The sequence below is a fragment of the Leucobacter musarum subsp. musarum genome (assembly GCF_001273845.1).
Lineage (GTDB): Bacteria > Actinomycetota > Actinomycetes > Actinomycetales > Microbacteriaceae > Leucobacter > Leucobacter musarum.
This window is the reverse complement of record NZ_JHBW01000068.1, coordinates 42,111-67,720: the sequence shown is the minus strand read 5'-3', so window position 1 is coordinate 67,720 and position 25,610 is coordinate 42,111. Positions and strand designations below refer to the sequence as shown.

Below are 25,610 nucleotides of genomic sequence, written 5' to 3'. Positions count from 1 at the left end.
ACGGCCAATACCGACTTCACGGTCTGTGACGTTCTCCGGCCGTTTCGTCTGGGCGCGCTCACAGTCACCCACCGCTCGCCTCCAGCGCTGCGATCTTCTTCACCGCTGGACGCAACTTCGGGTAATTCACTTTCACGCCATCATCAAGATCGATCGCAACCTGCTTAGTTGCGATCGGGTAGAGCACGTCATGCTCGTAGTCGCGCAGCTCGGCAAGCACCCTACGGAGTCGATCGGCCTCCTTCTGATCCTTGACTGACCCGCCACCGACGGCAGCCACTTCGGCCTGTTGAAGGGCGACCGTAAGCTTCGCTTCATACTCGCGCAGGTACTCGTTGAGCACCGTCGAGGCCGTCGACGGGGTGTAGCGGTGCAGGTAGATCAGTGCATTGAACGCCCCCTTTGGGCTAGAGAACATCCAGTAAATCGGTCGCTGCTTGTATCGCTGGACGTGATCGTCGTAGAATTTCGACTTGCCCGACTTCGTGATGAAGTAGTCGCGCATCGTCTTCACTCCCAACGACTCTTCCACGAAGCGCAGGTTCTCCTCGAAGTGTTCTGCACCAAACGCCGTCCGCAGGAACTCACGGAACCGTTCGACGATGTCATCTTCGAACCACCCATCATCAACGAACGGGATCACGTTGTCAGCATCCGGCCGGAACGATGGCGATGAAATCTTGGCGCGATAGTCCTGAAGCGTTGAACCCTGATCCGCGAGGATCAGACCGGGCACGTCGAGGCTGTAGCGACCGAACATGCAACCAATCGAGTACGCGACCAGATCAACCATCATCTCGTAGTGTCTGCGAGCTTCCAGAGCCGAAGGTGCCTTATCTCGTCCGAACCGAAATGCGTCATTTCCGTTGAGAGCAATTCGTTCCAATGGAACATCAATCTCGACTTCGCCTTCAAGCCGATAGTGTGACGCAACCAAGCCGTTAATGAGCCTCTCACTCGAACGCAGTTCATTAGTGCGCCTGAGCGCCTGATTCCGCGCCGCCGCGACGCTTGCCGCCAGATTTTCCGATCTAAAGGACGCAGTCACCAACTCGTTCTTTTGAAATCCAGGCGCCGTCTCAGTCATTTGCCAATCAGTCTCGGAGATTTCGACGCAATTGGTAACCAAATCCACTAGCTCTCCGTCAGCAAGACTCACATCGAACGGCAACTTGCCGATAGCACCCTCGCCGTAATCTATCGTGGACGATATCGCGGACAGGAGCGCAGAACTGACCGTGGAATTCAGGAATCCGAGAGCCGCCGCGGCCAAAGCAGGGCTCGCCGCGTATGCTATTGCCCCCTTCGATTCCGATATAGCACCAGGTCGGCTCAACCTAAACGAGCTTGGGCCCGACGAAATTGTGCCCCAAGTGACTCCTCCCTTGAAAAGCCAGCCAAGATTCTGTGGCCTTGAGCGCTGACGACCTGTAACGGGGTCACGGAAACCCTTGATCTCTTCACCGTCGCGTGCCCAATTGACCACATACTCGTCGTTCCCATACCAACGCCGGAACTGGCCGCCCTTCTGACAAGGGAACCATCTAAACGACGATTGCGCCGCGGAGTCTCTAGTGCAACCATCACCTATCGATGCCTTCGAAACTTCGAACCAGTAACGCAGGAAGCGATCATTGTCGCCTGTCTTGATGCCTTGCTTTGGCGGGACTGACCGGCTCAAAGCGGGGTACGCGCTGAACCCATCTCTCAAAGGCTCAGGCAGCCAGTAGGCGATAGGAGCGCCCGGAATCCTCGCAAGATCATTGGTCGAACATTCAAACCAAGCCGAGCTGCTCTCGCGAAGCCGCAAGGCCTCAAGCACCTGACGACCTTTTGCGTCGACTCCCGTCACCGACGTGCGTACGAACACGGCCTCCGATAGCGCAGCACCGGCAACTGTAAGCACGAAGGCCGAGTTTGCTCCAAATTTGGATGGCAGGTTACCTGAGTCCCGCACGTGAACCATGCTCGCGAATGATGCTCTCGCAATTAGGTCCGTACGCAGCTTCTCAAACGACTGCAGGAACATCCAAGTGTCTCCAGTCACCGCTGCGACGATGCCGTGCTCATGTGCAAAGTCCATTGATCTCCGCACAAAACAAGCATAGAGATCCTGCCGGTACTCCGGGTATTCAGCCTTTACAAACTCTGTCAGCGACGCACCCATATTGCCAGAGCCCATGTATGGCGGGTTTGCCACGACTGCAGCGAACTTTTGCGCAAGGAATCCCGCTTGCATTACGACGGTCTGAGCCTTCTCAAGAGTTGGACCCCATAGCAGGCCTGCTTCATCAGTCGTAGACTGCAGCCGATCAACCATGTCGGACGTGACGCCCGACTGTGCCCCAACTAGCGATCCGCGGGTGTCGGCTTCTTCAAAAATGGTCCAGAATGTTTCCCGCACATCCGCGCCACTGTCGAGCGTTGCCAAATGGTCGAGTTCGTCGGGTCGGAACGAAACCGGCTCAATCACGCAGATCTTCGCCTTCGTACCTCGGCCAAAGAACCGACGATCCTTGTCTCGCGCCTTCATTGTGAGAGCAAACGCAGCGAGCGCACCCGCACGTGGATCGATCTCAGCACCGCGGAGATTGTGAGACAGGATCAAGCTCGGGATCTCAGAGGGCGCATAGCCTGACTCCTCGTAGATCGCGTAGAGCAAATCGAATGCGTACGTGAGCATGTGGCCTGAACCGCAAGCGGGATCAAGAACAGTGAGTTCCTCTGGCCTCGAGATTTTCAAGAACTCGATCTCGTCACCGACGGGTGCAATGAAATAGTCCATGTGCTCTAGCAGTCTGGAAGACGGGTGATTGAGCACCCACAACCGGCCAATGGCGTTCTCGACGAGGTATCGGACGATCCAGTGCGGCGTGAAGAGTTGGGTGGCCGCGGGGATCTCCGCCGCCCCCGCGAGCTTCCGATCGTCGCCCTTAGCGCTAAACCCGTCGAACACTTCCTGCTTTCTTTCGGAGATGTAGAACTGGTAGAGCCAGCCGATGACCTCGACGTCGTCACAGACGTCTTCGGTGAGCACGTTACGGGCGCGGGCCACGATGCCGCCGTCGGCGAGCAGACCCGCGGGAACAAGTAACTCGGTGTAATCGCCTTCGCGCTCGAACATGAATGGCATGGACTTGTGCCAATATCGGCAGTACTCGGTGAGTAGCAGCGCGTACGCTTCGCCTTCCGCATCGGTGCTGCGGCGAGTGCCATCGAGCAGGCCGAGAATGGCGCCCCTCGCAGCGGAGCTCGTGACGACATCAGCATCGATGTCTCCGCGCTTCGCATCGGCGAGGATCTCGGGCTGTCCGTGTGCTTGGCCTTGCGCGGGCGAGACGATCCCCGCGCCTGTGTAGCCCTTCGCATCCATGAATCGCAGTGCTATGAGTCGGTTGAACCAGGTGTAGGCCACCTTGTCGATCACGTGCTCGTGGCCGTGCGCCGCTATCTCGGTTTCGAGTCGGCGCACTGTCTCCGCTCGTTCAGTCCGTGCGACGGATCCGAGGGCGAGCGCTGCCGACGCCTGCGCCGAGACCGCGGCGATCAGTTCGCGGCGTGCGGCTTTCGCGAAGCTCTCTAGGGGTTTCGTGTCCATGCCTGTTCCTTAGAGAGTAATGCGCTTGTTGTTGTGGATCGTGTTGACGAGCAGCGAGCGGAGCTCGTCGAGGTAGGTATCGATGTCGTCCTCGGTTTCGAGCAGTCCCCCGGCCATCGGAAGCGAGAGTTTCTTGATAGAGATGCTCTGTTTGAGTGGTTGCATCGGAGGGACGGTGCCGTGCGATGTCGGCTCAACGCCGGGTTCCGCTGAAGGGGCCGGGTCCGGCTGCGGCTGTCGCGTCGATTCCAGCTCGTCCAGGATGGCCGGGTAGGTCGTGTCGGCGAACTGCGCCGCGAGATTGCGGATCGCCGGGATCTGCGTCTCCTGCTGCACTCGCGCCCGCGCAGCGTCGGCCTTGCGTGCCACAGACCCACGTGCGGCCTCGGTCGCAGCCTCAAAAGCGGCGCTTACCGGCACCTGCTTCCAGTAGTCGTTGATCGATCCGATGGCAGCGTCTCGTTCCATGGAAACGATGCCGTTCAGCTGCGCCTGTAGTGCGGCAATCGCCGTTCCGAGCTGCGTCGTCCTGTTGCCTCGGAAGATATGTGGATCCTCGAGTGCGGTCTCGACTCCGTCCGAAACGCTCGCCGTAAGAAACGCAAGGTTCGTACGGTTGAGCTGCATGAACTTAGTCGCCCCGTCATAGATGCTGCGCTGGTTGCCGTTGAGGAATGCCTTGATCGGATCGATCGCGTTGTCCTTCGCATCAAGGAGCTCATTCGCAGTAGTGTCAGCCTCGTTGAAATGTTCCAGGTACCAGTCTGCATTGTTTGCCGTCAGTCCGCTCAGCAGTCGGATTGGCTCGTCCAACTGATCGATGAACGGATACGCGGCAGCACCGGACCTCAGTGCTTTCAGTTCGGCGAGCTTGGAATCGAGATGCTCCTTCCCGATACGGCCAAGCTCGGCAGTGTCCTTCGTGAGGCTTCCGTCGTCGGTGAACTCGATGACGAACTTGCGGAAAGCGTTTACGATCTTCTGGTCGTAGACCCGTTGTGGGGCGACGACGAGATTCGGGTATCGCTGCGTGTTGCGCAGCGTCCCGGTGATCTCGGTGCGGGCGAGCGTTTTGCCGTCGAGCTGCAGTTCGATCTTCGACTGTCCGGCGAGGTGTGCAACCACCGCCGCGATTGACCACTGGTCCCAACCAAAAGGCTTGGCGGAGTACCTATCGACGAGCTGCTTCATCGTGACCATCTCATGCCGCTTGCTACGCATCTCCAGGTGCCCGAGCACATCATCGGCGGGCACTTCCAGGATGCTGAGACTCTCGTCGAACATGCCGCCTGCTGGGTTTACCAGTCCGTTCAGACTCTGCTCGCTGAAAGTCTTGCCGCCCAGCATGTTCAGGTTGGTGTACGTGGCCGCAATGACCTTCGCGAAGCCGTCGTTGATTCGGGTCTGTGCATCGCTGGCGGTAACGTCGATCACTGCAGCGTTGTGGATCAGCGTCGCGCTGCCGACCGCGGTGCGGAGCCTTTCGATGATCTCCTTCTCGCGCTCGGCGTTCTGGGTGCCCTTCTCGCCGAGGATGCGGGTTTCGATCGCGGTGCGACTCGACCCCTGCGCACGCTTGACGTACTTCTCGGTCTTCAGCAGCAAACGAAGATCAGCGAGGATCCGATTCGTTTCGGCATGGAGAACAACGCGCAGTTCATCGAGGCCCGCGCTGTGCGCTTTGATCTGGTCCAGGCTGAACTCAGTCTCGGGGCTAGTGAAGTGCAGCGCCAGCTCGTGCTGCTTGCCATACGGGGTGCCATCAAGTTTGTACCCGAATGAGAAATTCTGACCGTTCTTCGCGACGGTCTTTGTTGCCTTCACGACCGACTCTGAAAGAAGCTTGTTAAGCTTCGCGGAGACTTCCGAGTTATCGATGTCGACATCCTTGATCTCCTGCTCGATCTTCTGCTCTTCGTTCGTCAGGTAGTCGTACAGGTCGCCGTTGCGCTGAATGTACGTCTGCGCTTCGAGTGCGTTGAGGGCTTCGTTGACGTCCTTGCCAAGCTGGATGAGATCTGTACCGAATCGGTCGTAGACCAAGACGGTGAGGTTGCGAGCTGTGGCCTTGAAGCTGTCGACGTACTTGACCAAAAACAGTGCTTTCAAGAGGCGCACTGCGAGCGCACTGAGCTTGCCGCTCCCGGTAGCGCTCTCGGCGTTGATAATCGCCCGCTGATTTGCAGACTTCAGTGAGGCACGGATGCCCTCGAACATCTGGTCAAACGATGCCAAGGATCCGAGCGGACGATCGGCAAGGTGAGTTGCGACCTGTTGCACGACGCCGAGCATCGACCGCTCACCGACGGAGCTGTTGCGTCCTTCGAAGATGTTGTGGTCGCTGATGCCCTCGATCGCGGCTTGAAAGAGCGGGAACTGGTACGTCACGAATGGGTACGTACCGACGAAGCGTGACTCGTCGCGATAGTTCGGGTAGTGGCGACCTTCGACGAAGTCGAAAAGTGTCTTGAAGTTCGCGTGCTCGGCGTCGTACACCGTAGCGACTTCACCGGCAGCGGCATCCGTCTTTGCGAGGAGACGCTTGCGGATGACCTCTTCGACGTCCTGGCTAGTGAGCTTGAGCCGGTTCTTGAAGCGAGCTTGAATCTTGGAGAAGTCGTTCGCCTGCTGCTTGGTCCGGTCACCGCCGACCTTCTCCATGTCTTCCTGCGAGGTTACGAAGATCCACGCGCGGCCGTTGCATTTCGTGGCAAGTGACTCGGCGATGGTTTGCAGGTTCAGCATGAGCTGCGTGTTCGTGCCAATGAACTGACCGACCTCGTCGACGAAGAAGTTCAGCCGGAATCCCGCTGGTTGCTCTTCAAGCCACGCCGCGACCTCTTCGGCGAAGTCATCGATCGACACTGAGTAGTTGGCACTGTACTGGCGGATGATACCTGAGCTCTCGGCGCCGTTCACTTCAGCGAAAGCCTTGTCGATATTTCCTGTTTCGAGCGCAGCCTGTTCGCGGCCTCGCGCCCAATCGATTCCCGCAGCGCGCGCGAACGCCGTTTTGAAGTCGTCATACTGGCCGCGCGAATCAAGGTCCCGCTCGAATCGAGCAATGTGACCCTGGTTGCCGTAGTACCCCCGCGCTTCGTCGAAGATCTTTACGAAGACCTTCAGCAAGGCGTCGTTCTGATCCTTGGAGATCAGGGTGGCCTTCTGATCGATGTTGAACAGGAGGCTGCGCGCCTGAATGCGATCGGCCTTCTCGATCAGGGCTGGCAGGAACCCGTCGTCAGCCTTGGAACGGAACTGCTCCGACACGAGGGCACGTGGATAATCATGGCCCTCAATGTTCCCGAGCAAATGCGCCAGCATCTTCAGCAGGTGCGATTTACCAGATCCGAAGAAGCCCGAGATCCACACGCCGTTAGCATTCGTGTAGTTCGTGTAGGCCTCGAGTACATGATCAAGGCCTTTGGCGGCTTCATTCGTGAGAACATACTCCTCGACCTCGGTCGCGAGGTGCGAGGTGTCATCCGCCTTGATAACGCCCTCAATCGCACGGCCGATCGGCTTCGCGAAGATCTCATTGATCACAGTTGCACTCATGCTTCTTGCTCCAGAATGTCTTTGGCCCGGTAGTAGCTGTCACTGGCGCTGAGATTCAGCGCGCGCAATTGATGGCCAGCCGTCTGTGTGAACTCGTACGTGCCAGGGAACCACGCAAGCATCGGCAGTCCCACCACAACGCTCTGCAAGTTCTCCAGCACCGTGTGAGTGCGGATGAAGGGGAAGACCTCACCAAGCCCGGCGAGGAAGACGATGTCGCTCGGATGGTTCTGCAAGCGAGCGCGAATGGCGGGTGCGATGTGATCATGCGGGTCGAGCATCCCCTGCAGTACTTCGCGGAACTCGTCCTTGTCCATCGTGGGTTCCAAGTCGATGACTCGCTCCCAGACGCCACGCTCAGTGAGGAGCTCAACGGCGAGATCGTACAAATCAATCTGGGCGACCGTGAGGCCGTCGTCGCTCTGGAGCTTCGTCCGCACCCGGTCGCGCATGCTCACAACATCGTGCGTCCACGCAGGTGGGAAGTGATAGATAAAGAAGGGGACCTCTTTCGAAAGCCCCTCCATCTTCAGGAATCGCTCACTCCGAAGCACGTCATAGACGTGCTTCTCGTCGCTCTGCACGCTGCGGTTCGTCTCTGTCATTGTTCGGCCCCTGCGGATGTTGTCGTCGGGAAGAATCGGATGTCACTTGGGGTGCGCCTACTCAAAACCTCAATGACACGTTCCGACATCACTGCAGGAACGAGCGTCCCGCTCTCCGCTCGGAGTCCGGCGTCTTGCAGCATCCGGAACACGTTCTGACGCAGTCTCTTACTCGTCGATGGCTTCAGCTCCTCCAGCTCGGGATGCCACAGGCTCTTGCCAATGAGGAAGCGGTCAAAGTCTTCAGTGCTCAGACTAGGGGTCATCAGCAGGAACCGTTCGCGAACGACCTCTTCGGCAAACTCCCCGATAAGGCTGTACCGACGGCATGCTGCGGCCCACATCAGCACCTGTCGCTCACTCGGGCCAGCGTCTGCGAGCAGAGTGATCTCGGCGCCTGTCAGCACGGATAGCCGCTGGACCGTCTCGCGGATCACCCGCATACTCGAGGAGGAAGTGCGCGCCTGCAGGACGTTTCGCTCGACGGCGATCTTACGCACCTGACCCCAGTCACGCTCTAAAAGATAAAGAGACGCAAGCACGGCGGCTTCGCGCGTAAGGAGACCACCGCTAGTGAACGACAGCGCGTAGCGTTCGGCTGGGTCAGCGACCACGGGGACCTCCTTTCGAATTTGGGCAGTGGATCAGGATACAGGCGATCACCGGCATGGTTGCGGACCGAACTGTTCGTCAGTGGGATTTGGCCTGGTCTGACACGGCAGCTCCATTGCGGCGAACCCATTCATCGATCTCGCTGGCCTGGAACTTCCAAAGGCGCCCGACCTTGTGGGCGGGCATGTTCTTCGCGGCGATCCAGGTGTAGACCGTGTCCTTGGTCACGCCTAGATGCGCGGCAATGTCGTCAGCCGACAGCCAAGGCTCAGTCATCCACGGTTCCCTTCGCCGGCCACCGCTGACCGTCCCTCAAATGATATCGACCGAGACCCCGTTGAGAAGGGTTTATCCCTACATGGCCGATTGAAGCCACGCAGGTGATCCGATCAGACCCTGCGCGAGGCTACCCACTCTCTTGGGCCTATAACCCAGAGCCGTAACGGTGACCAAAACAACAAAGCCCCCGGCGAAAAACCGGGGGCTCTAAAATGGCTGGGATACCAGGACTCGAACCTAGAATGACGGTACCAGAAACCGTAGTGTTGCCAATTACACCATATCCCAAAGCGGAAATCCGCGGCTCCGAGGAGCGCGGCACCGAGAGTTAACTCTACCTTGAAGCTCTCCTGAATTCAAAACGGGGCGGCCACACGCGCAACCCGCGCGCGTCGCCGCCCCGATCAGAGGCCGAAAGACCGGGATGCCCCGGCGAAACTAGCCGTCGAGCGCCGGCGCGTGCAGTGCCAGCAGCTCTTCGTACGTCTCGCGGCGTGCGACCAGGCGCGCCGCCCCGTCGCGCACGAACACGATCGCCGGCTTGAGCGCTCCGTTGTAGTTGTTCGCGAGGGTGTAGCCGTAGGCGCCGGTCGTCGCGACGACCGCCAGATCACCCACGCGAGCGTGCGGCAGCGGGGCGCGATCAACGAGCAGATCACCCGACTCGCACTGGCGCCCCACGAGCTGCGACGTCTCGGTCCAAGGGTCGAGCGCGCGGTTGGCGAGCAGCGCCTCAAAACGCTGCCCGGTGAGCGCGGCGTCCATCTGATCGGCGAGTCCACCGTCGACGGCCACGAAGGTGCGTCCCGTGCGCTTCACGGTGGTCACGCGGTACAGCGTCACGCCGGCGCGTGATACTAGCGCGCGTCCCGGTTCGATCATGATGCGTGCGCCCGCGGGCAGATGCTCGCGCGCGGCAGCGACGATCGTGTCGAGGTAGTCCGCAACCGACGGCGCGACCTCGTCGTACGTGTACTTCACGCCGAGCCCGCCGCCCACGTCGTAGACATCGAACTCGCCGGCGGTGGAGATCTTCGCGACGGCCTCGCCGAACTGCTCCACGTCGAGAATCTGCGACCCGATGTGCAGGTGCACGCCCTCGAACTCGAGCAGCGGGTGCACCCGCATGCGCTCGATCGCGGCCAGCGCCTGATCCATGGGTAGGCCGAACTTCGAATCGTCTCCCCCGGTCGCCTGCGACGCGTGCGTCTTCGCCTCGACACCCGGGATCACCCGCAGCAGCAGCTTCTGCGGCTTCGTGAGTAGGCGCTCCAGACGATCGAGCTCGTCAGTGTTGTCGACGATGATCGTGTCAATGCCCGCCTCGATCGCCATGCGCAGCTCGGCGTCGGTCTTCGCGTTTCCGTGAAAGTGCAGCTTCGACGGCGACACCCCGGCCGCGAGTGCGAGCCGCAGCTCTCCCCCGCCGGCGATGTCGACAGACAGACCTTCCTCGGCGGCGATGCGATACATGCCGACGGCCGGGAACGACTTCGAGGCGAACAGCACCTCGGAGTCGAGCCACCGCTCGCTCAGCCCATCGATGAAGCGGCGGATCTGCCGACGCAGGCCTGCCTCGTCATACACATACAGCGGCGTGCCGTACTGCTCGGCCAGCGCTTCGACGGACACTCCGCCGAGGTGCAGCACACCCTCGGTGTCGACGGCCGCTTCTTCGGGCAGGATCGACCACAGCTCATCGAGCCGGGTGCCCTCGGCAGCGGGCTGATTCAGCACAGGCGCAGCAGCAGAAGCCGAAGCAGCATCAGTTGTGGGCGTGGTGTCATTCATGGGTGGGTACTCCAAAGTTCGGGTCGCACGGCAAGAGCCGACGACCGCGCGAGCGCCAGGGCGCCGCAGATACGGGTGGGATGGGTGCAGCGGCTGCGCTACACGTATCCCGTCCACACCTGCAGCAGATCCACCGGAGGGTGCGTCGGGTGCTCACGAGTCACGACGCGCAACTCCCCCACCTCCTTGCTTCCCTGAATATTGGGTATCGAGTACTCAGTCTCGCCGAAAACCCCTACCCGCGATAGGGCGGCGGCTCGACCGGCGTGGACCGAGCCCCAGACTGCTCCTCGGAGTGCTTCCGCAGGGCTGACAGCACCGCTCCGCGAATAATCGCCCAGAGGATCCACAGACCGATGATCGTGAAGAACAACCACATCGCGATGTTGAATACCAGCGCCAACTTGGCTGCGCGATCCAGAGCTTCCATGTCCATGCAGCCAGCCTATCGATTGGCACGACACCGGCTCAGCCCACGCGCAGCACAGCAGGCGAGCACGGCGCTCACACGCCACGCTCGCCCGCTCGCACACGCTTAGTCGCGCGACGCTCCGCGATCCGCCGCGGTGCCGACCTGGGCAGAGTCAGACGCCGACTCCTCCAACTCCCCACCGTCGTACAGATCGCCGTCGGCAGAGCCGAGGCGGTACTTGCCGGGCCCGACGAGCACGATCATGCCGGTGTCGATGCGGCGCCCGAGCACCGAGTTCTTGCGGCCGGTGAAGGAGTACCAGACCAGCACGACGGCGGTCCAGATCACGAACACGATGATGGTGATGGGGCGCAGATCCTTGATGATCCAGAGGCAGCCGATGATCGACAGAATCGGAATCACGGGGTACAGCGGCACGCGGAACTTGCGCTCGAGGTCGGGCTCGCGGCGGCGCAGCACCATGACCGCGACCGACACGACGGTGAACGCGGCGAGCGTGCCGATCGAGGTCATCTCGGCGAGGAAGTTGATCGGAATCACGCCGGCGAGAATCGCGACGATGATCGACACGATGATCGTGTTGGCGATCGGGGTGCCGGTGCGCGGGTTGACCTTGCTGAAGATCTTCGGAGCCATGCCGTCGCGCGACATGGTGAAGAGGATACGGGTCTGGCCGTAGAGCACGACGAGCGTGACGCTGAAGATCGAGATCACGGCGCCCGCGGCGACGACGGTGCCGGGCCACGAGGCGCCGACGATGTTCTCGAGAATCGCCGAGAGCCCGGCGCTCTGCCCGTCGAACTCGTCGGTCGCCTGCGCACCGAGCGCGGTGACGGCGACGAGCACGTAGACGGTCGTGACGATGACGAGTGCCGCGATGAGCGCGATCGGCAGGTTGCGACGCGGGTTCTTCGCCTCGTCACCGGCGGTGGCGACGGCGTCGAGCCCGACGAACGAGAAGAAGATGAGCCCGGCACCGGTCATGACACCGGCGAAGCCGAAGGGCGCGAAGTTCGCGAAGTGATCGATGTTCCAGCCGGTGATGCCGACGGCCACGAAGAAGAGCAGCACGGCGATCTTGATGCCGACCATGATCGTGTTGGTGACGACCGAGTGCGAGGTGCCGCGAATGAGCAGCAAGCAGCAGAGGCCGATCAGGATCACCGCGGGCAGGTTGATGATGCCGCCCTCTTCGGGTGCGTAGAGCAGCTCATGCGGAAACTCGAAGCCGAACACGTTCTTGACGAGCTGGTTCACATACTGCGACCAGCCGACCGCCACCGCGGCGGTCGAGACGCCGTACTCGAGCAGCAGACAGGCCGCGACACCCATCGCCGGCAGCTCGCCGAGCGTGCTGTAGGCGTACGAGTAGGAGGATCCGGAGACCGGCACGGAACTCGCGAGCTCGGCGTAGCACAGCACCGACAGCCCGGCGACGAGGCCGGCGATGATGAACGACCATATGACTGCGGGGCCCGCGATCGGCACGGCCTCGGAGAGAATGAAGAAGATACCGGTGCCGATCGTGCCACCGACACCGATCATGGTCAGCGGCACGAGGCCGATGCTCCGCTTCAGCTGGCTCCCGCTCTCACCCCCGTCTTGCGGAACAGGCTTCACTCGGAAGAGCTGCTGTCGCAGAGTGCTCGCCATACGTGTGTCTCCAGACTTCGTTGTCGCAGGGCTCGAAGGCCCGGTTATTCGTCCCGAGTCGCATTGCGCGGCCGGGTGCCCGGTCTTCCGGGCGATGCCCGTACTTCGGGCAATCCGCGGCGGTGGGCCGCGAAGTCAGAGCGGCGCCGTCGCAGGCGCCGCAGGGCCGCTACCCCCGCAATACTCGGAAACGGTCGATCTTCGGATCGATCGCCCCGCGCACGTATCCGGTCGGAGAAGCCGCGACAGCCTGCAAAAAGGCTACCGCCTCTTCGGTGATCTCTTCGCCGGGCATCACGTTGGGGATGCCCGGCGGGTAGGCGGCGAGCGTGTCGGCGGAGACCCGGCCGATCGCTTCGGCCGCAGAGACGACCTCGGTCTCGCCGAAGAACCCGTCGCGCGGGCTGACCCGGTAGGCGCCGGGCTTCGGCAGGTTCGGGAAGTCGTGGGCGTCGCCCGTGGCCCGACGCTCAATGTCAGCCTCGGGCGACTCGACGCTCGCGACCATCGCGCGGTAGACGGCGTCGAAGTCGAACGACTTGCCCGCACCGATCACGGCGACGATCGAGGTCGCCGTCGACATCTCGAAGAAGATCTCGTGCTGCTCGATAAGGTGCTGACGCAGCCAGTGACCGGTGACGCCCGCGCCGCTCACGTCGATCGGCACCCGCAGTAGATCGGTGTCGACGATGTCGGCGAAGCGGTCGAAGGTGTCGCTCACGATACTGAAACGGGCATCTGCGCGCAGGATCTCGCGGAAGCGACGCGCTCCCGCGACCGATCGCCCGATGGCCTCCTCGCCCGTGGCGAGTGCGTGCCGAGCGATGTCGAGCGAGCCGCGCAGCAGCGCGCTCGTCGAGGTCGACGCGGTCATGCTGAAGGCGCGCTCGATGAGGGGCTCGAGGCGATCCGCGAACGGGCCGTGCCCGAGGTGCAGCATCGCCGACTGCGTCAGCGACCCCGCGAGCTTGTGCGTGCTCGAGATGACGACGTCGGCGCCGAGCCGGGCCGGCGACTCGGGCAGCTCGGGGTGGAAGCCGAAGTGCGGACCCCACGCGCCGTCGACGATGAGCGGGGCACCGTGCGCGTGCGCGACCTCCGAGAGCCCCCGCACGTCGGCGACCGACCCGAAGTAGCTCGGCGAGATGACGTACACGGCGTGCGCCGGCGTGCCCTGCTGCTCGGCTTCGGTGAGCGCCGCGTCGAGCGCTGCGGGCGAGACGCCGTGGGCCATGCCGTGCTCGGCATCGACGTTGGGCATGACGTAGCTCGGCGTGATGCCCGCGAGCAGAATGCCGTCGCTGAAGCTGGAGTGCGCGCTGCGCTGGGCGAGGATGCGGTCGCCGAGGCCGCGAGCTGCGAGCGCGATGGTGCGGTTCGCCTGCGAGGCGCCGTTTGTCAGGAACCAGGTGCGCTTGGCACCCCACGCGTCAGCCGCGAGCGCGAGCGCCTCATCGAGTGGGGTCACGGTCTGGCCGGGAGCGGCGAGGTCGACGCCGTCGATGAGCATCGGAATATCGAGGTGCAGCGCGCGCTCGCCGAGGAACTGGGCGAGGCGCCCGCTGAGGTCGTCTTCGGTGCCGCCGTGGCCGGGCACCATCAGCTGCACCGGGCCGCGCGCAACGTGCGCTTCGAGGGCGTCGGCATAGGGGGCACGGCTGTGGTCGAGAGCGAACCGGGGCGCGACGGTGAGAACGGAATGCAGCATGCCTCACATCGTGGCCCTCCGCGCTGCGCGGCGGAATCCCCGCAACGGCTGTGAGGTCACATACACTGTGTGTGACTCGATCCGAATTGCGTTCGAGATCACGACATGGCATAAGGGACATCATGATCGATCTGCGGCAGCTCCAGGCGCTCCGAGCCGTGCACCGGGAGGGTTCGGTGACGCAGGCCGGGCGATCCCTCGCCTGGAGCCAGCCCACCGTCGACTATCACCTGCGCAATCTCGAGCGCCTCATCGGCTCCCCCGTCATCGCACGGTCGAAGCGCGGTTCGACGCTCACCCCGGTCGGGGTGTTGGTGCTGGATCGCGGTGAAGAAATCTTGACCCTCACCGATCGGGCGCTGCGCGACGCCCGAGACCTCGCGCAGATGGGTCGCGCACGGCTCAGCTTCGGCACGTTTCCGACCGCGGCCGCAAAGCTGCTGCCCTCGATCGTGGCGCAGGTCGCCGACCTCGGCATCGAGATCGACGCGACCCTGCTCGAGGTCGGGCCGCTGGTCAGCGCGGTGAACGCTCGCACGATCGACGCCGCACTGCTGTATTCGGTTCCCGGGTACGAGGCGCCGCTGCGCCCCGAAATCATCACGACCGAGGTGCTGCGCGATCCGCTCATGCTCGCCCTGCCCGAGGAGCACCCGCTCGCCGCCCGCGCGACGATCGACCGCGACTCGCTCATGTCTTTGCGGGGCGAGCGCTGGCTGCTCGGCACGAGCCTCGACGACCCCATGGACACCGTGCTCGTCGACGCGTTCGCCGCGGAGGGGCACGAACTCGAGGTTGCGATTCGCACCGACGACTTCCAGGTGATGCTCGGCATGATCGCCGCCGGCATGGTCATCGGCCTCGTCGCCAAGCTCGCCGCCGGCCCCCTCCACCCGGGCGTCGTGCTGCGGCCCATCGACGACCCCGGCTTCGCCCGCTCAGTGCTGCTCGCCGCGCCCCGGGAAGGCACCAGCGACCAGCCCACGACGGCGGTGCGACAGCTCGCCCAGGCGATCCGCCACGCCGTCGCGCTCAGCGAGCACCCGGCGGCGGGGTAATCAGTTCAGCGTGAGCGGTTCACGACGCGCAGCACCCGTCTCGGCACGCTGACGCGCTGCCGCTCGCGGTGAGCTCGGAAACGGATGTCGCGCAGCACGCATCGCCACGCCACGCGTTGATACCCTCGCGCACCGCGAAGCCAGCGATCACCAGCGCGGCAATCGAGTCAGCCCACGCCCACCCGAACACGCTGTTGAGTACCAACCCGACGAGTAGTGCAGCGGAGAGATACGTGCAGATCAGCGTCTGCTTCGAATCCGCGACGGCCGACGCCGAACCGAGCTCGCGACCGGTGCGCCGCTCGAACCAGCTTAAGAACGGCATGACGATCAAGCTCAGCGCGGCCAAGACGATTCCCACCGTCGAGTGCTGTGGATCGCGCGCACTCGCGAGTGACAGCACCGCGTCAACCGACACGTAGGCAGCGAGCAGAAAGAACGAGATCGCGATGACGCGAAGCGCCGTGCGCTCTCGCCGCTGCGGGTCGGTCGCACTGAACTGCCACGCAACCGCCGCCGCCGAGAGCACCTCTACGATCGAGTCGAGGCCGAATCCGATGAGCGCTGCAGACGAGGCGGCCCCGCCGGCAATCAGCGCAATGATCGCCTCGATGACGTTCCAAGCGATGGTGAACGCTACGACCCACCGAATGCGGCGGCGCAAGATGTCTGGGCGGCTGCGCACCTGTGCGGTCGCGGTCATGACGCACCGCCCGGTTCGCAACAGCCCGGTACGCGGCACGAGGCGTCAATGCACGGCGCGGCCTCATCGACCGCGAGCGTCACATCGACCAGCGAGCTGAGCGCCGCGGTCAAGTGCGGGTCCGCGATCTCGTAGCGCGTCTGACGCCCCTCCGGCTCTGCCACGACGATGCCGCAGCCCCGCAGACAGGCGAGGTGATTCGACACGTTCGTGCGCGTGAGGTCGAGATCGCGCGCGAGTTGCGCCGGGTAGCCGGGGGCCTCGAGGAGCGCGAGCAAGATGCGCGATCGCGTCGCATCGGACATGGCCCGACCGAGTCGATTCATGGCGTCAAGGCGATGCGAAATGGTCAGCATGTGCTGACTATACAGCGATCAGTGACCTATTGGGAAGCGTGTCGCCCGCAGCCTTCAGCGGGCCGGCGCCACGACACCGACCCGCTCACAGGCTTAGCGCTGGTCGAGCTCGGCGCGATCCGACACCTGATCTTCGGCCGCGTGGGCACCAACGGCAGTGCGCTGCCCGCGCGTCCTCCGCAGGCTCAGCACCGTCGCGACTGTGATCGTGAGACCGATGAAACCGAGCGAGAACCAGATCGGAATCTCGGGCACCCAGAGGATCGGCTCGCCGCCGTTGATGAACGGCAACTCGTTGACGTGCAGGGCGTGGAAGACGAGCTTGACGCCGATGAACGCGAGAATGACAGCGAGACCCTGCGAAAGGTACACGAGACGCTCGAGCAGCCCACCGATCAAGAAGAACAGCTGACGCAGGCCCATGAGCGCGAAGGCGTTGGCGGTGAACACGATGTACGCCTCGTTCGTGAGGCCGTAGATCGCCGGGATCGAGTCGACCGCGAACACGAGGTCGATGAAGCCGATCGCGACGATCGTCAAGAACATCGGGGTGAAGAAGCGCTTGCCGTCGATCTTCGCCGTGAGCTTGTCGCCGTGGTAGTCGTCGGTGACGGGCAGCACGCGGCGCACGAGCTGCATGAAGCGGCCATTCGCCGGGTCGCTTTCGTGATTCGAGAACGCCTGCTTCCACGCGAGGAAGAGCAGGAGGGCACCGAATGCGTAGAAGATCCAGCTCAGGTTCTCGATAAGCGTCGCGCCGACCGCGATGAAGATGCCGCGCAAGATCAGCGCGATGATGATGCCCACCATCAGCACCTTCTGCTGGTACATCTTCGGCACCGCAAACGCACCCATCACAAGCAGGAAGACGAACAGGTTGTCGATCGACAGCGCCTTCTCGGTCAGGTAGCCGGCGAAGTACTCGCCGCCGAAGTTCCAGCCCGAGACGACACCGATGCCGACGCCGAAGACCAGCGCGAGGCCGATGTAGAACGCCGACCAGCGCGCCGACTCACCAATGGTGGGCTCGTGCGGCTTGCGCACGTGCGCGAAGAACTCGTAGACGAAGAAAGCGATCGTGACGAGGATCGTGATGATCCACACCAACGGCGTGATCTGCATGGGTGCTCCAAGGGTTCGGTGGTACTCACCAAGGTCTCCTCCGCTCTGCCCCTGCGAATGCAGTTCAGAGCCAGCGACCCGGGCTGCGACGACGCAACCGTAATGACGGGCACACTGCGAGCGGGAGTACTCCCCTTGCGGGCTCCACTGTAGCAGGCGAAGTGCCGATGTGCCTCAAAGTTGATTCGCGCGGCGGCGGCGGCGCGACGTCACCCCGCACGACGCCGGCGCCAGCGAGTCACGCAGACGAGCAGCATGCCGCCCACCGCCGCGATTGCCCACACCGGCGCGACCCCGGCGAGCACCACGGCGGCACCGGCCGCAGCGACCACGATGACCCCGTCGAGCGCCCACGCGAGCCGCACCAGCACGCTCACGTCGCCGACGGGCGTCGGAATCGGCGTGAGCATCGCAATCGACAGATGCCCCTTGAGCGCAGCGTTCACTCGGGCGAGCACCACGACGAGTGCCAGGCCCGCTGCAGCGAGCACCGGCACGAGCATGCTCAGTGTCAAAGCGTCGGAGCCGGTGCCGGTGTCCCCGAGCAAGATCACCGACACCGCGCCGACCAACGCCGCGACCAGCGCCGCCACGACCGCCGGAAACACCGCGTGCATCGCCACCAATCGCTCGTCGCTGACGCCGTAGAGCGGCAAGTCGGATGCGACGCTCGCCGCGTGCCGCAGCCCGTCGGTGAACGGGCCCACGCCCGCGAACATCAGCACTGCGGCCACGGCGCCGAGGCCCCAGATCGGGGTGGGCGCGGTGCAGGCGAGCACCACCAGCACGCTGCCCGCGGCGATGCCGAGCACCCCCGCGATGAGCCGCCCCGGGGTGCGCACCGCCCCCACAGCGTCGCGGCGCACGAACGTCGCGGTCAGCGAGCATGCCGGGCGCACGGCACGGAGCGACCGACCGAGCTTCGGGCGGGCGCCGTAGATCGAGATCGCCGCGGCGAAGTCCATGCCGTAGGCGTGCGCCGTCAGCGACTCCCAGCGTGCTGCCTGCGTCTCGAGCGCCGCGCTGTCGAGTCGTGCGAGCAGCATCGGGGCGCAGACGAGCAAGGCAACGGCGAGCAACGCGAGGGCGACGAGCGGCGTCAGCCCGGGAATCGCAAGCGCGGCGCTTGCCGTCGAGGCGCCGCCCGCCCATGCGGAGGCGATCCACCCCCACGGAGTGACATCGCTGAGCACAGCACCCGCGGGCGCGAGCAAGCCGATAGCGAGCAGGATCGCCACCCCGCCCGCACCCGCGAGCGCCGCACGCGGTGCGGCCTGACCCGCGAGCCAGGCGACGGTCGCGATCACGCCGGTGAGGGCGCCGAGCGCCACCAGCTCCCCTGCGTGCCCCGCGCTGATGAGCCCGTGGCTCGCGAATACCGCGGCGAGGAAGCCGGCGACGAGGGTGGTGGCGACCGTGAGTGCGGCACCGGCGAGCAGCACCGCGCCCCCGAACGTGCGGGCGCGCGGTGCATCGCTGCGGGCGAAGATCGTGGTGAGCAGCAGTGGCCGCAGCGCGGGGCCGCGGAATCCGCCGGCGACCAGCGCCAGCGCCCAGAGCGTGGCGGCGACGGCACCCACGGTTGAAGCCGTGCCGGGGGCCGTGAGCGCGGCGAGCGCCTCCGGGGTCGTGACGCCCAGCCAGAGCGCCCGCACGGCCGGAGCGACGCAGATGATCGCCACCATCACGATGAGGTAGGCGACGTAGCCGCGATCCGCCCCGCTACGCGGCCTCCGAGCCCGCCAGATCGCGAGTGCGCGACCCGCGCCCGAACTCATGCCGCCGCCGGCAGGCGCACCGCGCGGCCGTCGAGCCCGCGCTCAAGCGCGTCACTGTGCGTGGCGACGACGATGGCGGCCCCTCGGGCGCGACGCTTGCGCAGCGCCGCGACCACCAGCTGAATGCGATCGGCGTCGAGCCGCTGCTCAGGCTCGTCGAGCACCAGCGCGTCGAACGGTCGGGCGAGCACCAACGCGAGCCCGAACAGCTGCGTCTGCCCCGACGAGAGCTCGTGTGGGAAGCGCTCCCCGAGCGCCGCCAGCCCCAGTTCGTCGAGCACCTCTGCGGCCAGGCGCTCCGCGCTCGGCGCGTTGCCGGCCCAAGTCGTCGCGACGAGCCGCACGTGATCGCGCACGGTGAGATCGGGCGCCATCGGCGGAAGGCCGATCATCGCGGCAACGGTGCGGCGCAGCGCGCGGTGCTTCGCGGTAGCGCGCTTGCCGGCAATCGTGACCGAGCCGCGTGACGGCTCGCGCATGCCCGCGACCAGTCGCAGCAGGGTCGATTTGCCGGCGCCATTCGGCCCGCGCACGACGACGGCGTCGCCCGCCGCGGCGTGCAGGCTGGTCTCGGGGAGCAGCGTGACGGCCCCCTCGCTGACTACGGCTCGCTCGACCTCGATCATGCATCCATCCTCGCAAACACGCGGGGCAGACGCACGTCGAGGTGAGCTCGTCAGCCCCGCACCGGCTCCGCGCCGCGCCCGTCGAGCGCGTCGATGTAGCGCAGCACGATGCCCTCGCGCAGTGCCCAGGGTGAGATCGTGAGCGTCTCGACGCCGAACACCTTCATCGCGGTGCGCAGCACGACTGCGCCCGCCATGATCTGGTAGCCGCGCTCAGGCGTGATGCCCGGCAGGTACTCGCGCACGGCGCCCGGCATTTCGCGCAGCGACGGCTCCCACTCGCGCAGGCCGACGTAGTGCAGCTGCGCGAGGTCTCCGGTCACCGGGTCCGACGGGCCGCCCACGAGCCGGGCGAGCGAGCGGATCGTCTTCGACGTGCCCACCACGCGCTTCGGCCGCGGCCGGTCGGCGAAGAGGTCGTCGCGCACGCGCGTGAATTCTGCCCGGGCGTGCGCGCGCAAGCGCGAGACGGCTTCGCGGGGAGGCGGATCCTCCGCGAGAAAATTGATGGTGGATCGCCCAGCCCCCAGCGGCAGCGACACCTGCACATCGGGATACTCGTCGGCGCCCTGCGCAATCTCGAACGAGCCGCCGCCGATGTCGAACAGCAGCACCTCCCCCGCCGACCAACCGAGCCAACGACGCACGGCAAGCATCGTGATGCGCGCCTCGTCCTCCCCCGACAGCACCCGCAGCACCACGCCGGTCTCCCGCGTCACGCGCGCGAGCACCTCGTCGCCGTTCGTCGCCTCGCGAATCGCGCTCGTGGCGGTCGAGATGAGGTCGTCGACGCCGATCTCGCGGGCCGTTTCGGCGCTCTCGCGGATCGCCTCGACGATACGTACGACCCCCTCTTCCGAGATGGCCCCGTCGGCGTCGAGGTACCGCATCAACCGCAGCACCGAGCGCTGCGAATGGTAGGGCACCGGACTCGCGCCCGGGTGGGCATCGACAACCAGCAGGTGGACGGTGTTTGATCCGACGTCGATCACTCCGAGACGCATGGTGCGATTCTAGTGCGCGTTACGCTGACTGCATGAGCGACGCCGCACTCCACCTGTTCACGATCGATGCGGGATCGGCCCAGCCTCCATTCCGCCAACTGCACGACGCGGTGGTGCGCGCGGTATCCGACGGCTCCCTCGCACCGGGAGCGAAGCTGCCGACGGTGCGCGGTCTCGCGACGCATCTCGGCGTGGCGGCGAACACCGTGGCCTCCGCTTACCGCGCGCTCGAAGAGAGCGGCGTCATCGAGGGGCGCGGCCGCGCCGGCACGTTCGTGTCGCTCGGCGACGACCCCATCGAGGCCGCCGCACGCGGCATCGCCCTCGCAGCCGTCGCACAGCTCGCCGAGATCGGCGTCGTCGGTGAGCGCGCCGAAACGCTGCTCACCGACGCCGTGCGGCGTGCCGCGGCCGGGTGATCCGGCGCGACCCTACTTGCGGTACCAGTCGGGCGATGTCGCCTTGTCACCGTTCGGCGTGATGATCGGGCCGACGTCGGTCGAGTTGGTCGGCGCCGCAAGCGTCACCTCGTTGACCTCGACGCGCGGGGCACCGGCGCTGAGCTCGGCCACCGCTTTGACCTCTTTGCGCACGCCGCCGAGGCGACGACGACGGTCGCTTGAGCGGGTGAGATCGCGGCGCAGACGACGGTCGCCGTGGTACAAAATCGCTTGCCAGTTAACCTCGGCATCGGGGTCGACCAGGCTCTTGGCCTTCTGCTTCTTGGGCTTCGGAGCCACGTAGAGCCAGCCGACGACACCGAGCACCGCGTCGACGATCGCCGCGCGCACGCCAATGTACGAGACCGCGGCCCAGGTGGCCATGATCGCGTTGAAGCCGGCGAAGATGAAGTTGCCCCAGTTGCCGAGCATGAAGTCGCGGTAGGCGGTGATCACCGAGAACGCGATGATCACGAAGGGCAGAATCACGTAGATCGCGGGCGATGCCGTGCGACCCGTGACCTTCGGGGTACGCGCGAACGGAATCTTCTCACCCGTGACGCCCTGCTGCATCGACTTCAGCACACCCGCCAAGTTCACCGGCAGCAGCACCAGGTTGAAGCCGTAGATGCGGAAGATATCGCTCAGTCGGTGGCCGCTTGCCCGGAGGTCGAGCGCCTGCGAGATGAAGTACGGCAGCGCGGCGGCCACGACGAGCGGGCTCAAGAGGCGCGAGTCGAACGGGAAGAAGAGCAGGAAGATCAGGCCAAAGCTCGCCCATGCCAGCGACGACATGTAGTTGGTGCGCAGCAGCTTCTCGGTGAGACGCACGCGCGCCGGGGTGCCCTTGCGGATGCGGATCATCTCGAACATCTTCGGCATGATCAGCAGACCGCCGTTCGCCCAGCGGCGGCGCTGCACGATGAGCGAGCCGAAGTCGGGCGGCGTGGCGCTGTAGCTCAGGCGCTCCGGGTAGTTCTCGAGCGACCAGCCGTGGGCGCCGAGGTCGATGCTCGACTCGGTGTCCTCGATGACCGTACGGTCTTGCACGTACGTCGTGATCTCGAACCCGCCCACGGTTTCGGTGACCGCGATATCGGCGAGCGCCTCCTTGCGGATCACCGCGTTCGCGCCCACCCAGAAGGTAGCGTTGAAGTAGGTGAGGCCCTGGTGCTGAATGTGCTGGAGGTCGGTCGTCGCGCCCGCGATGCGCTCGATGCGCGTCGGGGCGCCACGGAACGACGAGTACGGCGTCTGCGTCACCGCGACGCGCTCATTCTCGGGCTGCTCGAGCAAGTAGACGAGTCGCACGCAGTAATCGCGCAAGAGCTGCGAGTCGGCGTCGAGCGTGAGCAGGTAACGGCTGTCCGGGATCACGAGGTCGGGTTCGACCTCGTCGCGTTCGCGGATCGGCTCGAGCAACTGCACCCCGGTCTCGTCGGCGATGCGGTAGCGGCCGCCCATCAACGAGATGTACGAGTTCAGGTTCATCGCCTTATTCGGCTCCTGCGAGAGCGAGGCGTACTTCTTGCGCTCGAAGAAGCTCATGTCGGCGCTGAAGATCCAGATCAAGCGGCGGTAGAGCTGCTCGAGGCGCTCGCGATCGGGCGATCCACCCTGTTCGAACGCAGCATGCAGCGCCAGGCGTGTGAGACGGAGGTCGTTCGACAGCCCCAGCAGCACCTGTTCGGCGAAGAACTCGGCCATGTGGTCTTCGATCTTCTCCGCCGCAGCGAACTCGTCGAACCAGGTCGCGGCGGCCGCGTACGCCTCGGCGGCGCGCTTGGCGTCTTCGGGTCCGGGAACCTCAGGGGTCTCCTCCTGGAACCGGCGCATCGCCTCGAGCGCGTCGTGCAGCGGCGACTCGAGTGCCTCCTGAATGTCGCCCAGCAGCCCGCGGGTCTGGTTCAGGCGCGCGAGCGCTTCGCCTTCAAGCCCCTTCTCCTTGTCGTCGATGAGGAGGACCACGCGCACCGACGGAAACTCCTGCAGCGCCGCCGACCACAGCGTGTAGCGCACCACCTCCGGTTCCTCGTCGTAGCTCGGGATCAGCACGGTGACGTCGGAGTCGGACTCCGCGAAGTGCTGATCGATGAGCGCGCGCTCGACACGGCGATGCTCGCGGAAGCGCACCAGGGCGCCATATCGCGCCGTGAGATACATCAACGCCGAGAAGGTCAGCGCTGTCACCGTCAGCCCATAGACCCACGTCTGCACGTGGAAGATGAACGACTCCGTCGGCCCCTCGATCACCATGCGCACGATCGTGGTAATCATGTAGAAGAACCACGCCAGCACCGTGACGACAATGGCCGCCCGCGCCCACACGACGGCACCGCCACTCGGGCGCGAGTGCATGATCGCGAGCGGCTCCGACCGCCGCTCCGCACCCCACTGCCGTCTCCGCGCGTTCGCGCTCGCCTCTGTCTGCTTCGCCACCCTTGAAACCCCCTGAAGAACCGGTCGTCCACGCGTCGGTCCTACCGAGGGTGTGTCGAAACACACGGTCGTCTCTTCGCGGGTTTTCTTACGAACACTCATAAAATCACCGAGTATTTGTAAAGATTCGTGTTATCGCTCGTATAGCATAGCTGACGGAAACAGCCGGTAGAGGGTGCATCCCAGACCCGTCGGGCGAGGGCGCGGGTGAAGGGGCAGCAATGGCGAAGTGGTATCCCGGGAGAAAACTGTCGTGGGCGAGGCTCAGCGTCGTAGTCGTCGTGATTGCGGGACTCATTGGTGGCGGCGTCTACGCGTGGACGCGCGTGCAAGACGTCGCGGTCGCCACGGAGCGCACTCCGTGGTTTGACTCGTACGTCGATGTCACCGCGACCCCGACCTTCCCCTTCGAATCGCCGGGCGAAGAGGGGCAGAAGAATGTTGTGCTGTCGTTCATCGTCGCTTCGCCCGACGACGTTTGCAGCCCCTCATGGGGCGGCTACTACGGTCTCGATGAAGCCGAGAACTCGCTCGACCTCGACCGCAAGCTGCAGCGCCTGCGCAACCTCGGCGGTTCGGCCATGGTGTCGTTCGGCGGTCAGGCGAACCACGACATCGCCTACGAGTGCACCGACGAGGCGAAGCTGGTCGAGGGGTACACGAGCGTTGTCGACCGCTACGAACTCGCCAGCGTCGATATGGATATCGAGGGTGCGTTCCTCTCTGACGAGGCCGGCATCGCACGTCAGGCCGCAGCCATTCGCACGGTGCAGGATGCACAGAAGGACGGGCTCGATGTCTGGCTGACGCTGCCGGTCGCGCCCGATGGACTGACGTTCGAGGGCCTTCAGGCGATCCGCGCCTACCTCAAGGCCGGTGTCGACCTCGCGGGCGTCAACGTCATGACGATGAACTACAACTCCGAGAAGGAGAAAGACTTCTACCCGGCCGTCGAGAGTAGCCTCGACGCGACGCAGTCGCAGCTGCGCTCGCTCTACCAGGAGATCGGCGCTCCCATCGGCGAGGCCACCGCGTGGAGCCGCGTCTCGGCGACCCCGATGATCGGCCAGAACGATACGCGCAAGGATCTCTTCACCCTCGAAGACGCCCAGAAGCTGTCGACGTTCGCCGACGAGCGCGGCATGGCCCGCATGTCGATGTGGTCGCTGAACCGCGACCAGCAGTGCGATGCGAACTGGCCCGATCCGAAGACCGTCTCGGATTCGTGCAGCGGTGTGACGCAGGAGAAGGGCGACTTCACGAAGATTCTGCGCGAGCACCGCTCGGGCGCGATCGCTCAGGTCGCGGAAGAGGTCGACACCGACGGCCCGGTCGAGCTCGTCGAAGACGACCCCGAGACCAGCCCGTACCCGATCTGGAACGAGACGACGGCGTACCCGGCAGAGACGAAGGTCGTCTGGCACCGCAATGTGTACGAGGCGAAGTGGTGGACCGAGGGCGATCAGCCCGATCAGGCTGCCGAGAACGGCTCACAGCCGTGGCGTTTGCTCGGCCCAGTGCTCGACGGCGAGAAGCCGATCGAACGGCCGAAGTTGCCCGCGGGCGCCTACGCCGATTGGGATAAGACGAAGGAGTACCGCCGCGGCGACCGCGTCATGTTCGATGGCGACGGGTACGAGGCGAAGTGGTATTCGCTGGGCGACAGCCCGGACGCCGCGCTGGTGCAACCGCAGGACTCGCCGTGGCGGGTGCTCACCGATGCTGAGATCGCGGAGGTGACCGGTTCGTCGAACGAGGCGGCCACGGGTGCGAACGGGTCGGGCGCCGCAGTGCAGGCTGACGCATCGAGCGACACGGCGGGTGACGCAGGGAGCTAATCCCAGGTA

Annotated in this window: 19 protein-coding genes and 1 tRNA gene; 3 read left to right on the top strand and 17 right to left on the bottom strand. The window is 64.6% G+C overall.

What is annotated here, in order from left to right; all coding sequences use genetic code 11:
• Positions 1 to 64: 64 nt before the first annotated feature.
• From pglX to CH42_RS06310, 10 genes are all read right to left on the bottom strand, one after another.
• Positions 65 to 3,598, bottom strand: a complete 3,534-nt coding sequence (pglX, locus tag CH42_RS06355; protein WP_053352377.1) for a BREX-1 system adenine-specific DNA-methyltransferase PglX — start codon at positions 3,596 to 3,598, stop codon at positions 65 to 67.
• Between the two features lie 9 nt (positions 3,599 to 3,607).
• Positions 3,608 to 7,156: a BREX system P-loop protein BrxC gene (brxC, locus tag CH42_RS06350; protein WP_053352376.1), complete on the bottom strand. Its 3,549-nt coding sequence runs from the start codon at positions 7,154 to 7,156 to the stop codon at positions 3,608 to 3,610.
• A complete protein-coding gene (locus CH42_RS06345; RefSeq protein WP_053352375.1) occupies positions 7,153 to 7,761 on the bottom strand; it encodes a DUF1788 domain-containing protein in 609 nt (202 codons plus the stop codon). Before CH42_RS06345 ends, brxC begins: the two co-directional genes overlap by 4 nt.
• Positions 7,758 to 8,375 carry a DUF1819 family protein gene (locus CH42_RS06340; protein ID WP_053352374.1) on the bottom strand — a complete coding sequence of 206 codons (618 nt, stop codon included), beginning with the start codon at positions 8,373 to 8,375 and terminating at the stop codon, positions 7,758 to 7,760. The genes CH42_RS06345 and CH42_RS06340 overlap by 4 nt, the downstream gene beginning before the upstream one ends.
• 76 nt (positions 8,376 to 8,451) lie before the next feature.
• A complete protein-coding gene (locus CH42_RS06335) occupies positions 8,452 to 8,649 on the bottom strand; it encodes a helix-turn-helix domain-containing protein (RefSeq protein ID WP_053352373.1) in 198 nt (65 codons plus the stop codon).
• Between the two features lie 216 nt (positions 8,650 to 8,865).
• Positions 8,866 to 8,940 (bottom strand) — tRNA-Gln (locus CH42_RS06330).
• A 150-nt stretch (positions 8,941 to 9,090) separates the two neighbouring features.
• On the bottom strand, positions 9,091 to 10,443 hold the full coding sequence (gene lysA / locus CH42_RS06325) for a diaminopimelate decarboxylase (RefSeq protein WP_053352372.1): 1,353 nt from the start codon (positions 10,441 to 10,443) through the stop codon (positions 9,091 to 9,093).
• Between the two features lie 235 nt (positions 10,444 to 10,678).
• Positions 10,679 to 10,879 (bottom strand): hypothetical protein, encoded by a 201-nt coding sequence (locus CH42_RS06320; RefSeq protein WP_053352371.1) that lies wholly within the window; start codon positions 10,877 to 10,879, stop codon positions 10,679 to 10,681.
• Positions 10,880 to 10,978: 99 nt separating this feature from the next.
• Entirely contained in the window at positions 10,979 to 12,529 is a 1,551-nt protein-coding gene (locus tag CH42_RS06315) for an APC family permease (protein ID WP_053352370.1), read from the bottom strand.
• A gap of 169 nt (positions 12,530 to 12,698) precedes the next feature.
• Entirely contained in the window at positions 12,699 to 14,237 is a 1,539-nt protein-coding gene (locus CH42_RS06310; RefSeq protein WP_075205270.1) for an aminotransferase class I/II-fold pyridoxal phosphate-dependent enzyme, read from the bottom strand.
• A 122-nt stretch (positions 14,238 to 14,359) separates the two neighbouring features.
• Between CH42_RS06310 and CH42_RS06305 the strand changes: the two genes are divergently transcribed.
• Positions 14,360 to 15,295 (top strand): LysR family transcriptional regulator, encoded by a 936-nt coding sequence (locus CH42_RS06305; RefSeq protein WP_053352369.1) that lies wholly within the window; start codon positions 14,360 to 14,362, stop codon positions 15,293 to 15,295.
• 19 nt (positions 15,296 to 15,314) lie between these two features.
• Here the strand turns inward: CH42_RS06305 and CH42_RS06300 are convergent, their stop codons facing one another.
• The 6 genes from CH42_RS06300 to CH42_RS06275 form a co-directional block, all read right to left on the bottom strand.
• The gene (locus CH42_RS06300) at positions 15,315 to 15,998 is read right to left on the bottom strand and encodes a cation transporter (protein ID WP_053352368.1); all 684 of its coding nucleotides are present in this window, start codon (positions 15,996 to 15,998) and stop codon (positions 15,315 to 15,317) included.
• Positions 15,995 to 16,354 (bottom strand): Cd(II)/Pb(II)-sensing metalloregulatory transcriptional regulator CmtR, encoded by a 360-nt coding sequence (gene cmtR, locus CH42_RS06295; RefSeq protein ID WP_053352367.1) that lies wholly within the window; start codon positions 16,352 to 16,354, stop codon positions 15,995 to 15,997. Before cmtR ends, CH42_RS06300 begins: the two co-directional genes overlap by 4 nt.
• Before the next feature lie 93 nt (positions 16,355 to 16,447).
• Positions 16,448 to 17,476, bottom strand: a complete 1,029-nt coding sequence (locus CH42_RS06290; protein ID WP_053352366.1) for a TerC family protein — start codon at positions 17,474 to 17,476, stop codon at positions 16,448 to 16,450.
• Between the two features lie 209 nt (positions 17,477 to 17,685).
• Entirely contained in the window at positions 17,686 to 19,254 is a 1,569-nt protein-coding gene (locus tag CH42_RS06285) for a hypothetical protein (RefSeq protein WP_053352365.1), read from the bottom strand.
• Positions 19,251 to 19,880 carry an ABC transporter ATP-binding protein gene (locus tag CH42_RS06280; protein ID WP_053352364.1) on the bottom strand — a complete coding sequence of 210 codons (630 nt, stop codon included), beginning with the start codon at positions 19,878 to 19,880 and terminating at the stop codon, positions 19,251 to 19,253. The genes CH42_RS06285 and CH42_RS06280 overlap by 4 nt, the downstream gene beginning before the upstream one ends.
• Before the next feature lie 50 nt (positions 19,881 to 19,930).
• Positions 19,931 to 20,884 carry a Ppx/GppA phosphatase family protein gene (locus tag CH42_RS06275; protein WP_053352363.1) on the bottom strand — a complete coding sequence of 318 codons (954 nt, stop codon included), beginning with the start codon at positions 20,882 to 20,884 and terminating at the stop codon, positions 19,931 to 19,933.
• Between the two features lie 32 nt (positions 20,885 to 20,916).
• Between CH42_RS06275 and CH42_RS06270 the strand changes: the two genes are divergently transcribed.
• A complete protein-coding gene (locus tag CH42_RS06270) occupies positions 20,917 to 21,303 on the top strand; it encodes a GntR family transcriptional regulator (RefSeq protein ID WP_053352362.1) in 387 nt (128 codons plus the stop codon).
• Between the two features lie 12 nt (positions 21,304 to 21,315).
• On the opposite strand, the gene CH42_RS06265 is transcribed toward CH42_RS06270, so the two are convergent.
• The gene (locus CH42_RS06265) at positions 21,316 to 23,682 is read right to left on the bottom strand and encodes a glycosyltransferase family 2 protein (RefSeq protein ID WP_053352361.1); all 2,367 of its coding nucleotides are present in this window, start codon (positions 23,680 to 23,682) and stop codon (positions 21,316 to 21,318) included.
• Positions 23,683 to 23,984: 302 nt separating this feature from the next.
• On the opposite strand from CH42_RS06265, the gene CH42_RS06260 reads away from it, so the two are divergent.
• The gene (locus tag CH42_RS06260) at positions 23,985 to 25,601 is read left to right on the top strand and encodes a chitinase (protein WP_053352360.1); all 1,617 of its coding nucleotides are present in this window, start codon (positions 23,985 to 23,987) and stop codon (positions 25,599 to 25,601) included.
• The last annotated feature ends 9 nt before the right edge of the window (positions 25,602 to 25,610 follow it).

Coding starts and splice junctions, on each gene's coding strand:
- pglX (WP_053352377.1), bottom strand. CDS start 3,598: ATGGACACGAAACCCCTAGAGAGCTTCGCGAAAGCCGCACGCCGCGAA.
- brxC (WP_053352376.1), bottom strand. CDS start 7,156: ATGAGTGCAACTGTGATCAATGAGATCTTCGCGAAGCCGATCGGCCGT.
- CH42_RS06345 (WP_053352375.1), bottom strand. CDS start 7,761: ATGACAGAGACGAACCGCAGCGTGCAGAGCGACGAGAAGCACGTCTAT.
- CH42_RS06335 (WP_053352373.1), bottom strand. CDS start 8,649: ATGACTGAGCCTTGGCTGTCGGCTGACGACATTGCCGCGCATCTAGGC.
- lysA (WP_053352372.1), bottom strand. CDS start 10,443: ATGAATGACACCACGCCCACAACTGATGCTGCTTCGGCTTCTGCTGCT.
- CH42_RS06320 (WP_053352371.1), bottom strand. CDS start 10,879: ATGGACATGGAAGCTCTGGATCGCGCAGCCAAGTTGGCGCTGGTATTC.
- CH42_RS06315 (WP_053352370.1), bottom strand. CDS start 12,529: ATGGCGAGCACTCTGCGACAGCAGCTCTTCCGAGTGAAGCCTGTTCCG.
- CH42_RS06310 (WP_075205270.1), bottom strand. CDS start 14,237: ATGCTGCATTCCGTTCTCACCGTCGCGCCCCGGTTCGCTCTCGACCAC.
- CH42_RS06305 (WP_053352369.1), top strand. CDS start 14,360: ATGATCGATCTGCGGCAGCTCCAGGCGCTCCGAGCCGTGCACCGGGAG.
- CH42_RS06300 (WP_053352368.1), bottom strand. CDS start 15,998: ATGACCGCGACCGCACAGGTGCGCAGCCGCCCAGACATCTTGCGCCGC.
- cmtR (WP_053352367.1), bottom strand. CDS start 16,354: ATGCTGACCATTTCGCATCGCCTTGACGCCATGAATCGACTCGGTCGG.
- CH42_RS06290 (WP_053352366.1), bottom strand. CDS start 17,476: ATGCAGATCACGCCGTTGGTGTGGATCATCACGATCCTCGTCACGATC.
- CH42_RS06285 (WP_053352365.1), bottom strand. CDS start 19,254: ATGAGTTCGGGCGCGGGTCGCGCACTCGCGATCTGGCGGGCTCGGAGG.
- CH42_RS06280 (WP_053352364.1), bottom strand. CDS start 19,880: ATGATCGAGGTCGAGCGAGCCGTAGTCAGCGAGGGGGCCGTCACGCTG.
- CH42_RS06275 (WP_053352363.1), bottom strand. CDS start 20,884: ATGCGTCTCGGAGTGATCGACGTCGGATCAAACACCGTCCACCTGCTG.
- CH42_RS06270 (WP_053352362.1), top strand. CDS start 20,917: ATGAGCGACGCCGCACTCCACCTGTTCACGATCGATGCGGGATCGGCC.
- CH42_RS06265 (WP_053352361.1), bottom strand. CDS start 23,682: ATGCACTCGCGCCCGAGTGGCGGTGCCGTCGTGTGGGCGCGGGCGGCC.
- CH42_RS06260 (WP_053352360.1), top strand. CDS start 23,985: ATGGCGAAGTGGTATCCCGGGAGAAAACTGTCGTGGGCGAGGCTCAGC.